The sequence below is a fragment of the Psychrobacter urativorans genome (genome assembly GCF_904846675.1).
Taxonomy (GTDB): domain Bacteria; phylum Pseudomonadota; class Gammaproteobacteria; order Pseudomonadales; family Moraxellaceae; genus Psychrobacter; species Psychrobacter urativorans_B.
Genome location: NZ_CAJHBT010000005.1, coordinates 95,215 through 105,953, shown reverse-complemented (window position 1 = coordinate 105,953; position 10,739 = coordinate 95,215). Strand labels below are relative to the sequence as shown.

General features: G+C 41.5%; 8 protein-coding genes and 1 other RNA gene. 2 read left to right on the top strand and 7 right to left on the bottom strand.

Going from position 1 to position 10,739, the window contains the following annotated elements; translation table 11 throughout:
* Positions 1-56 precede the first annotated feature (56 nt).
* The 6 genes from JMY06_RS04300 to prmB form a co-directional block, all read right to left on the bottom strand.
* A complete protein-coding gene (locus JMY06_RS04300) occupies positions 57-803 on the bottom strand; it encodes a hypothetical protein (protein ID WP_201616460.1) in 747 nt (248 codons plus the stop codon).
* 150 nt (positions 804-953) lie between these two features.
* On the bottom strand, positions 954-2,189 hold the full coding sequence (locus JMY06_RS04295; RefSeq protein ID WP_201616458.1) for a tyrosine-type recombinase/integrase: 1,236 nt from the start codon (positions 2,187-2,189) through the stop codon (positions 954-956).
* A 150-nt stretch (positions 2,190-2,339) separates the two neighbouring features.
* Positions 2,340-2,698, bottom strand: a transfer-messenger RNA (tmRNA) gene (ssrA, locus tag JMY06_RS04290).
* A 110-nt stretch (positions 2,699-2,808) separates the two neighbouring features.
* Positions 2,809-3,480 carry an alpha/beta hydrolase gene (locus JMY06_RS04285; RefSeq protein ID WP_201616456.1) on the bottom strand — a complete coding sequence of 224 codons (672 nt, stop codon included), beginning with the start codon at positions 3,478-3,480 and terminating at the stop codon, positions 2,809-2,811.
* A 307-nt stretch (positions 3,481-3,787) separates the two neighbouring features.
* A complete protein-coding gene (gene aroC / locus JMY06_RS04280; RefSeq protein ID WP_201616453.1) occupies positions 3,788-4,891 on the bottom strand; it encodes a chorismate synthase in 1,104 nt (367 codons plus the stop codon).
* Positions 4,892-4,983: 92 nt separating this feature from the next.
* Positions 4,984-6,168, bottom strand: coding sequence for a 50S ribosomal protein L3 N(5)-glutamine methyltransferase (prmB, locus tag JMY06_RS04275; RefSeq protein WP_201530014.1), 1,185 nt, complete (start codon positions 6,166-6,168; stop codon positions 4,984-4,986).
* A gap of 437 nt (positions 6,169-6,605) precedes the next feature.
* On the opposite strand from prmB, the gene JMY06_RS04270 reads away from it, so the two are divergent.
* Entirely contained in the window at positions 6,606-7,982 is a 1,377-nt protein-coding gene (locus tag JMY06_RS04270) for a L,D-transpeptidase family protein (protein WP_227672159.1), read from the top strand.
* 220 nt (positions 7,983-8,202) lie between these two features.
* On the opposite strand, the gene JMY06_RS04265 is transcribed toward JMY06_RS04270, so the two are convergent.
* Entirely contained in the window at positions 8,203-8,415 is a 213-nt protein-coding gene (locus JMY06_RS04265; RefSeq protein WP_201616440.1) for a hypothetical protein, read from the bottom strand.
* A 322-nt stretch (positions 8,416-8,737) separates the two neighbouring features.
* On the opposite strand from JMY06_RS04265, the gene JMY06_RS04260 reads away from it, so the two are divergent.
* Complete coding sequence (locus tag JMY06_RS04260) at positions 8,738-10,579, top strand: DUF389 domain-containing protein (RefSeq protein WP_201616438.1); 1,842 nt, start codon at positions 8,738-8,740, stop codon at positions 10,577-10,579.
* Positions 10,580-10,739 lie beyond the last annotated feature (160 nt).

Sequence of the window (10,739 nt, the reverse complement as noted above, 5' to 3'; positions counted from 1 at the left end):
GAGTAGTTACTTCACGTGAGTAGGTAAAGTGACATTATAGGGAGAAAAATGGTGTTCTAATCTAGTAAGCCTCTACGGTGCTTGCTAATAATATTTGATAGCGTTCGTTCCGAATAACCTAAAGCAATTCCTTCTTTTTTCTTTATATCCTTAATAATTTCACGTGCTGTTTTATCATTACTATATAGCCATTTACCATTATCTCTTTTAGCAGTGAAGTGTTTATCATGATAATTCAGAGCTTTTTGTTTAGGTTCACTAAAATTAATACCTTTTTGATCTCCTCCTTTTTTGGAGGTTTTAGCGTGTTTCAAGTAAACTTTAAGTAAAGTGCTTGTTTCATCAAAAAATGTTTTATAAGCCAATGACCAAATATAGTTTTTATCTATATATGCGACAATTACTAAATATAGCTCTAAAGCGGCCTGTATCATTAGCTCAAATTCTTTGTCTACAGTAAATAACTTTGTGAATTTATCGGATTTATAGCCATAAAACATACTATGGCAATCATATTTTACGGTTGAGGGTTTTAGTGAGTACAGATACTCAGCTAAACAATATACATCTGCTAATATTTCATGCAAGTCATCTATTATCTCGGCATCAGCAGGAATTTTATAAACTGATCCATACCGACCAATTTTTTTTGATTTAGGGTATAAGCAGTATCTAAGAAGTTGATGACCAGACTTCATAAATTCTAAATAAGCATTGTCTAAGCTATTATTAAAATTTCTGTGATTAATACTTTCAATTTTAATGAGTTGATAAGGTTCATCGTTTGCGATTTTAATGTCCATAAATCACCTTTACTACACCTTTAGATCAGAAAAGATGCAAGGCAGTGGCAGTCTAAACATGTTAATAACTGCCGTTCGGTTAATTAGTCCTAGCCTTGCAATATGGTATAACGGTTATTAACCATCAATAGGGTTCTGTCAGTTGTATCTTTAACCGTTTTGTATTTTTTCAGCTTTTGGCATCATGATTAGATTGTCAGTTTTACCAGCAAAGGCATCATCAATATAGTTTGCCCATTTATTCATCATATCGACACGGTACGGTAAATGTTGAGCGCCATTGTATGCCTTGCTGATTTTGTTCTCTCTATCGTGTGCAAGTTGCAACTCAATAGCCTCATGCATGAAGCCTTGCTCATGTAGTGTGGTGCTGGCAAGCCCTCTGAAGCCATGTCCTGTCATTCTGCCTTTATAACCTAATCTCCATAAGGCAGTAATAAAAGCATTTTGACTGTATGGTTTGCGAGTTGACGGATTAAAGAAAACATACTCGGCAGAGAAGCCTAGCTCTTTAATTTGTTTTAGCAGCTCTATGACTTGCGGTGCGAGTGGTACGATATGCAAGCGTCTAGCTTTCATTTTCTCAGCTGGAATAGTCCATAAGCCTCTCCTGAAGTCTACGTCTTGCCATTCCATGTACCTAATCTCATTGGTACGCACGAACGTATAGCACATAAACCACAAGCCTAATCTGACTAATACATCACCATCATAATTATTAATATCTTGTAGTAATTTTGGTAATTGCTGAGCATTGATACGGCTATGATGTTTAGTTCTATGAGGTTTGATAGCTTCTGTTAAGTCAATGGCAGGGTTTGAAGTGGCTAAGCCTGTGCGTATGGCGTGTTTGAATATCTGTCCGACTTCTCTGATAGTTCTACGTGCCATTTCATTAGCGCCTCTCTGCTCTACTGCTTTACCAATGGCTAGCACGTCAGGAGGTGTAATGTCATCTATGACCTTGTGACCAATAGCAGGCTTAATATCACGCTCATAAGCTGAATAATTACGGAAAAAAGTGCTTTCTGCTAGGTAGGTTTTGCGCTCCGCATACCATGACTGAGCTATATTATCGAATAGCTTTGAGCCATCTTGTGTGGCTTGCTGTTGTTTCCTATGGTCTTTGGGATTGACACCATCATCAATTAATCTTTTAAGCTCAAGATTACGCTGGCGTGCACTTTGAAGTGTTAGTGTTGGATATTTTCCAATAGTAAGGGTTTGCTGTTTACCTTGCCATCTATACGCACTAATCCAAACTTTGTTGCCTGTATGTCTAACCCATAGTTGAAGCCCATCGCCATCACTATGCTTGTCAGGTCTGTTAGGTGCGCATTTATCGCTAGGTACTAGCTTGTTGATTATGTTATGAGTTAAAGCCATGTTGGTATAATCCTGTGGTATAAATATCTATACCAACAAATATACCAACATTCTATATGGTTCACCATACCCCTACATTGTTCTAAAACCTGAAAAACGCCCAAAAATAAAGGCTTGCCGTATTGCTACGAACAAGCCCTTATCAGTGTGTGGTGGAGATGGCGGGAGTTGAACCCGCGTCCGCCAGCATTACGCTCATGAATCTACATGTTTAGTTTCTGTCTTTGGCTTTAACTCGCACCGATCCGACAGTCAGGATGGATAGAGCGATTCTCTACTTTTGAACCCAAGCGATTGAGACAATCACTTGTGGCGATCCTATATGCGGACGCTTCAACTTAGTTGACCAACTATAGGTAATCAGCAACCAAGTAAGCAGGGTTTAAGCTGCTAGAGCGTAATTTTCGTCGTTTGCGACTATAACAATATATGTTTGATTTACGAGAGGACATATACTCTCGACATGCATCATTGAGTTTCATCACCAGCGTCGAAGCCAGAACATCCCCAATAGATGAGCGTATTATATAGGAGTTAGAGGCTATATATCAACTCTTATTTGGCTAATATTACACTAAATTACATATCACATTTCAGGATAGCTCTTTTAACAACAATACTAGGCGAGAACTTTATTTAACCACTCACCAATACCCTGAATCTGCGGCATACATACTTGATGCGCCATTGGATACGTACGATAATCAACATTATAACCTTTAGACGCTAGTAATTGCTGTGCTTGCTCGCCAAGAATGACTGGCACCACTGGATCATGCGAGCCATGTTCAATCAATATCGGCATGTCTTTATTGGCGGTACTGTAGTCTAGATTGTCATTGGTTGCCAGATAAGTAGATAACGCCATCAACCCTGCTAAACGCTGCGGATAGCCGAGCGCCACATGATAAGTAACTGCTCCGCCCTGCGAAAATCCAGCAATGACAATATGCTCAGGAGCAACGCCACGTTCTATCTCACGGGTGATTAAGTCGTGAATTTGCTGTGTAGACTCTTCAATCTGGGCAATGTCAACTTTACGCTCAAGGCTCATCTCAAAGATATCGTACCAAGCTGGCATTATCATGCCGCCATTAACCGTTACTGGGCGTTGAGGTGCATTCGGAAAGAGGAAGCGTACTGCCATATCATTGGCCAAACCTAATTGCGGTACTACTGGCTCAAAGTCATGGCCGCTGGCCCCCAAACCATGCAGCCAAATGACCGATCGATTGATGGTTTTTTGATTAGGGTTGTGTTCTACAACGACGCAATCTAGATATTCACTCATACAGTTTCCTTTAGTTATTAGAGTTTTATCTGTGTAGCACGCATACGAATTAAATGCGCTTATTTTTACAATATATTTATCGTTTTTATCATCGTGCTCAGTATACTACATCTGCCCTGACCCTTGCGACCAAGCACGATTTCGGTGACTATCTGTCATTTCTTAATTCTTTTTATAATCTACAGTGCAATGGGACATTATATTGAATCTTAACGCTGTCTTTCTAAAGATATAAAAAAGCTCTTTATTTATTCCAATAAAAATTCATTAGAATAAATAAAGAGCCGTTAGCTTAAAAATAAAGAAACTAAGTAATTGAAGCTACAGGTTGCTCAACATCGGCATTTTGTCCGCGATTACGTAGATAGTGGTCCAGCAATACAATGGCTAGCATCGCTTCAGCAATAGGCGTTGCGCGAACTCCAACACAAGGATCATGACGACCTTTGGTCAACATATCAACCGCTTCGCCTTGAATATTGATACTTTTACCCGCAGTAGTAATACTAGAAGTCGGTTTGAGTGCAATACTCACTCGAATATCCTGACCGGAGGAAATACCGCCTAAAATACCACCAGCATGATTGGCGGTAAAGCCCTCTGGAGTCATCTCATCACGGGCGCTATGACCGAACTGTTCGGCGACTGCCATCCCATCGCCAATCTCAACACCTTTTACAGCATTGATACTCATCATCGCATGGGCAATCTCAGCGTCTAAGCGGTCAAATACTGGCTCGCCTAAACCTACAGGTACGCCACTAGCGATAATCTCTAGACGGGCGCCACAGCTAGTACCTTCACGGCGTAAGCTGTCAATCAAAGTCTCAAAACGGCCGACAGCATCTTTGTCTGCACAAAAGAACGGATTGCTATTCACAAATTCCCAATCAATCCGACTTGGATCTAGAACTTGGCTCTTTTCAGGACCTATTTGGGTTACATGGCCACGAACTTGAACACCCAAACGATCTTGCAAGTACTTTTTAGCAATCGCGCCAGCAGCAACCCGCATCGCAGTCTCACGCGCTGAAGAACGCCCGCCACCACGATAGTCACGGAAGCCATACTTCATACTATACGTATAGTCGGCATGGCCAGGGCGAAAAGTATCTTTAATCTCGCTATAGTCTTTTGATTTTTGATTGGTATTACGTATCAAGAGACCAATAGAAGTACCTGTCGTTTTACCTTCAAAAACGCCAGATATAATTTCTACCTCGTCAGACTCACGGCGCTGGGTCGAGTATTTTGAGCTACCCGGTTTGCGGCGATCCAAATCTACTTGTAGATCTTCTGCGCATAATGCCAAACCTGACGGCACACCATCAACGATAGCCATAAGACCTGCGCCATGTGACTCACCGCAAGTGGTCACACAAAAAAGCTTTCCAATACTATTGCCTGCCATGTTTATCCTTAAACGGGTAAAATCTATTGATTAGTCATTTGATTGACCATTGTTATCCGATGTCTAGCTACTTAACAGTATAGCTAAACCGATTATTGTCTATTATCTAATAACTTCACGTAATACGAAAACAGCTCACGATGTTCCATCAGTTCATCAAAAGTGATCGCGAATACACCATGACCACCATTTGCAAATTTGAGCCAGTTAAACTGGATATCAGGATAAGCTTGGCTCAGCGCCCACTCGCTATCACCGACTTCGCAGATTAGCAGGCCTTCAGGGCTTAAATAATCAGCCGCTTCAAAAAGAATACGATGTACCAAGTCCAGCCCATCTTGACCAGCCGCTAGCGCGTGTTCAGGTTCATATAAAAATTCAGGCGGTAAATCGGCCATGATGGCAGCATCGACATACGGAGGATTGGTGACAATCAACTCATATTGATGCTCAGCAGGCAACTTGGCAAATAAATCAGACTCAATCACATTAACCTGATGATTCAGATCATGATGATTAACGTTGACCATTGCCACCTCTAACGCACCTTTATCAATATCAACCGCATCGACCAACGCATCAACGAAACGCGTGGCAATGGCAATAGCAATACAACCAGAACCGGTACACAAATCTAAAATACGCTCTGGCTGCGACAACTGTTTCATCTCCAAGCCATGATCATAAAATGCCGTAGGCTGATCATTAACGGTTGCGCCTTGCGGCTTGGCGAGCTCATTAACATCAAAATAGGGATAAAACTGCTGACGAATCAACTCTGCTACCGGTGAGCGCGGAATTAACACCCGCTCATCAACATAAAAAGGCAGATCACAAAAATAAGCCAAATTAATCAAATAGCTTAGCGGTTTACGTTCGGCAATACGCTCTTCTAATAATGCCAGAACCGCTTGTTTTTCGGATGCGATTAGACGGCAATCCAATATTTGCTCATTAGCGGACCAATCCAAAGATAAAGAATGCAGGACGATAGCTGAAGCCTCAGCGAACTCATCGGTTGTTCCTTGCGCCACTACTACATCATGATTGCGTAGTTGAGTGACGGCAAAGCGGATAAAGTCGCGGATACTAAATAACTGCTCGCGTGCTTCTTCAAGCTCGGCATGTAGAGTCGCAAATTGACTGTGCTCGTTAAGCAGACCGGTCTCATCCGTCGCTGAATTTTTATCAGAATCAAGATCAAAGTCATGCGACTCTTGACCATTAAAATATTGATTCTGAAACTCTTCTGCACTCATGGTCTGATGTTCTGACATATCGCACCCTATTGGTTACATGCTCACTGGCTACGTACTCATTGCTACGTACTCATTAGTTACATGCTGATTGGTTAAACAAAATATTGTTAACGCATTATAAACACAAACCTTATGCTGCGCCAATGACTGTCCCTATTACTTTTAGGTTTACGCTAAACATATCAGCGCTTATTAACCTTACTAGAGGTTAATAAGCTAAACTATTATCTTACTACAACCTTGCTGTAGAAGGAATTTGGGCAAGACAGTAGATAGAGAATGACTGAATCCTCACCGCACTGTACGCAATACGTCAACAATGGCTACTCAATATTCTAATGGTACAAAAAGCTGTGTCAAAAGTTTGCGAAGCGCCCAAATTATGCGCATAATAGCCCCATTGTAACTTTCAGATGTGACCCAATATGATGAAAATAAAGCCACTTATAACCTCTATGACTATCGCAGCTTTGAGCGCCAGTATTAGTATTGCTGCCCTCGCTGCGCCTAATGATAGTAGCCGTCTGCCTGTACGTAATACCGACAAGATGCCAAGCCTTGCCGTATTAACCAGCCTTGAGATACAAGAAAATCGAAACCGGACTATAAATCGCAGCAATACAGCAGCAACGCCGGCACCTGTAACTAAAGCAAATCCAAAACCTAAGCTACAGCCGCAGCCTAAACTGCAAACTAAGCCTAAGCCCAAACCTGCCGCTGATAATATGAGCGCAGCAGAACTAACGCGTAAAGACGAACAATCTGATCGTACTGATGATATCAGTGAAGGTCAAGCGGTCGCTGCTCCTAGCAACGCTTTATCTATTGACTCATCTGATCCTTTTGATTTTGCGCCATCTGATAATAAGCAACTTCAAGGCTTCAATGACGACACTAGCATTAAAAGTATCGAAGATATCGATGGTAAAAAACACACCACCCTGAATCTATCGAGCTATGCCAAACAAGTAAACGAGGCAACCTGGTCGCCAAATATGAAGGTCAACTCAGCAATGACTATCAAAATGCAGACTCTGCTAGATTGGAATCATGCATCGCCTGGTGCCATTGATGGCGGTTGGGGCATGAACAGTAAAAAAGCCTTAATTAATTTTCAAAATATGAAAGGCTTGCCAGCAACCGGTAAAATGGATCAAAATACTTGGGATGCACTGAATAAAAACATTCCTGCTAATAAACCAGTTCTAGTCACTTATACTTTAACTGAAGATGATATTAATACCAATTTTGCCACTACACCTTCCGGCTCAGAAGCCAAGTCAAAAATGAAAGGTCTATACTATCAAGACATCAAAGAGATGCTTGGTGAACGCTTTCATATGGATGTGCGTTATCTTGGTAAGCTGAATAAAAATAAAGACTATCAAGCAGGCGAAACGGTCACCGTACTCAATACCCGTGGTCCGCTAAAAGAACGTATCACCCGCGTAGTGGCAAATAAAGCCGATAAGACTTTGTATGCCTATAATGGTGATAAACTGGTGGCGACCTATCCGACCACCGTCGGTAGTGACAGTACGCCATCACCGCAGGGCGCCTTTAAAATAGTTAATAAAGTTAAAATGCCATGGTATAAAGCCACTGTTAATAACGGCGATCAAAAGAAAGTACATATGTTACCACCAGGACCGAACAACCCAGTAGGCATCGTATGGATGGGATTGTCAAAGCCCTCTTATGGCATACATGGTTCACCTAAACCCGAAGGCATTAGCCGTCAGGCTTCAGCAGGTTGCGTGCGCTTGACCAACTGGGATGTACTAGAAGTCTATGCTAATATCGAAAACGGTGCGACAGTCGAGTTAAAATAATCACTATTTTTACTTTGACAGCATGAAGCAGTAATAATTTAGCCCATCATAATTTAACCAGTCATAAAACAATATTGATAGAAAAGGCCTTTTCATAAAGGCCTTTTTTTATGAGTGTCATAGCGTTAATATGAAACAGAAATAAGAAACAGCCCCTTTTAGGAGCCGTTTTTTATTGGTCTAAGCATTATAAATTATAATTTTTGCATCATAGCTTGCTCTACGCTTTGTAACCTTCCTCATTACCAGTAATGCTACCGACTTTTTTGGTGAAAAAAAATGCCGCAGGAATAGAAACTAAGATACCTGCTCCTACTGCCATTTGAATATGAGGAATTTGATTGAATCCGGTTATCAATGCGGCAATCATAAGCACCCCGATGCTAACGGTCGCTGCTATTGAGTAGATCACAGAGAATAATGGCCAATTCATAATGTATTCCTTATATTTCGTGTGGGTATATATCCTTTATACCCTATATCCACATAAATAGTAAGTCTTTTCGTACAAACTCGTAGGCCATTTATATCAACTGGCTTTAGGAAAAAACCATAATAATATGAGGGATTTAATTGATGTCTCATGAAAACTATCTCTTCCCTTTTTATTTATACCCCTCTCTATCTATTCTTTAACACCGCTAATATCGTCTTATGCAGGCGGGACGTTTTATTAGCAAAAAATTTACAGGTTTTTTATGGTTTATCATTACAATGGTGACTTTCTTTTATTTTATTCATAAAGCTTTGTTGCCATGACCCTATCTGCTAAACCCCCACTGCCTTCAAACAAAAGTCAAGACTCTCAGCCGCCAACTCTTACGGCAGATAACGAGTCGTCTGAATACGGTAACGCTCCTGACAACCTATCAAATGTACAAATAAAGGACAGCAGTCAAGAAGTTATTGATAGTAATACTAGTAAAGAAAATGACGCTGAGATCTCGAACTCTGTTGATATGGCAACTGATAAGATAGCAACTGGCGAAATAGATGCCGACGACGTTGATGACGACACTGGCACGCAGCTCACTGAATCTCAAATAACGATGACATCTCCTAGTCCCGATGTGGTTATCGCAACGGTAGAGACGCCCGATCCCGAAACGCAAACCTCTAATAAGGTATTAGAATCAAAGGCGCAAGGCGAAGACAGTGCTCAAGTAAAAAACAAAGAAACTGACGTTGAGGCTAAGGCTGTCGCCGAACAAAATTCAACCCCTGAACCCGCCGTTAATAAATCTACTGAATATACAAGTACTCCGGATAGTGCTGAAGTCTCCAATAGCAGTGATAGTTCTGATACCCCTAATGATTCAAATAATAATGATAGAACTGAAGAGAGTAATAGTAATGGTATATCGCTTGAAGAAGATACTACCGAAGAAGAAGGTTTTGATGCCACCTCGCACACCGACAATCACAATCAAGACGATAATGATATTGACGACGATCAAGATAGTGAACTGACAGAAGAAGAAAAAGAACAAGAAAAGGTCAAAAAAGAAAAAGAATCAAAACTTGAGTCTTATAAGCAGTTCGTTGCGGAGCAATTTAGCCATCAAAAAATAGATTATCCAGAGGTACGTGTCACTATTGAAGCAAATGCGTTGCCAAGTAAAATGTACTTTGTGATGAATGTGCTGTCTGCCATTATTGCGAGTTACGGATTGATTGCCAATTCAGCAGCAGTGGTGATTGGCGCGATGCTAGTGGCGATGATGTTAGGCCCCATTACTGGGGTAGCGCTGGCTATCATTGACTATCGAATGCCATTACTACGCAAGTCGCTATTTACAGTGGCCGCTGGCGGCTCTTTGGTGATATTTGTGGGCTTTGTGGTTGGGTGGCTACACAAAGGGCAGCCACTCACCGCTGAGGTATTATCACGGACCCAGCCGACGTCTATGGATTTAATGATTGCGCTTGCCGGCGGTACGGCTGGTGCTTACGCTATGGTATCACCACATTTATCGGTCGCGGTTGTCGGAGTCGCGGTGGCAACGGCTTTGGTGCCGCCACTCGCTGCGAGCGGTATTCTATTCGCCAACGGTGAGATGCAGCTCGGTCTTGGCGCAGCACTATTAGCACTTACTAACATTATTGCCATTCAATTTACCAATGCTATGGTACTGTGGTTTTTGGGCTTTCGGCGCTTGGTCGATGACGATTATAAATCGAGCACCTATTTGACATTTTTACGACGCAATGCCGTCACCTTATTATTGCTAGTCGGGCTGGGTGTTTATTTGACCATTAACCTCAATACCAATGCTCGGCAACAAACCTTTGAGAATAATGTCAAAGAGACCGTTAATAGCTACTTTAAGAGTAAGGGCAATGTGCTCACCAATACCCAGTTTGATAGAACAGATGGCTATGAGATTGTACGGGCTGTTATTCGCGGTGAAACCACACCAAGCTCATACGATGTGCGGCAGATTGAAGCCACAATTACCCAAAATATGGAAGACAACTTTCCCAGCTACTTACCCATCAAGCTACAACTGCGCTATCTGCCTGTACAAGTGATTGAGTCCAATCCGCTAATTCAAGACAAGCTTGACCAAACCGATGCTGCGATTTTGACTAATTAGTGTTTAACCCATTAATGATTGGTGCTTAATTTAGCATAATGAATTTTGTTAAGAATTTAAACAGTAATCGCTTAGGTAACAGTACGTACTTAGAAGCAATAAGCGCCCAAACATCGCCAGCATATTTATTGCTTAACCAGCTATTTACTCAACGCCTATT

Coding starts and splice junctions, on each gene's coding strand:
- JMY06_RS04300 (WP_201616460.1), bottom strand. CDS start 803: ATGGACATTAAAATCGCAAACGATGAACCTTATCAACTCATTAAAATT.
- JMY06_RS04295 (WP_201616458.1), bottom strand. CDS start 2,189: ATGGCTTTAACTCATAACATAATCAACAAGCTAGTACCTAGCGATAAA.
- JMY06_RS04285 (WP_201616456.1), bottom strand. CDS start 3,480: ATGAGTGAATATCTAGATTGCGTCGTTGTAGAACACAACCCTAATCAA.
- aroC (WP_201616453.1), bottom strand. CDS start 4,891: ATGGCAGGCAATAGTATTGGAAAGCTTTTTTGTGTGACCACTTGCGGT.
- prmB (WP_201530014.1), bottom strand. CDS start 6,168: ATGTCAGAACATCAGACCATGAGTGCAGAAGAGTTTCAGAATCAATAT.
- JMY06_RS04270 (WP_227672159.1), top strand. CDS start 6,606: ATGACTATCGCAGCTTTGAGCGCCAGTATTAGTATTGCTGCCCTCGCT.
- JMY06_RS04265 (WP_201616440.1), bottom strand. CDS start 8,415: ATGAATTGGCCATTATTCTCTGTGATCTACTCAATAGCAGCGACCGTT.
- JMY06_RS04260 (WP_201616438.1), top strand. CDS start 8,738: ATGACCCTATCTGCTAAACCCCCACTGCCTTCAAACAAAAGTCAAGAC.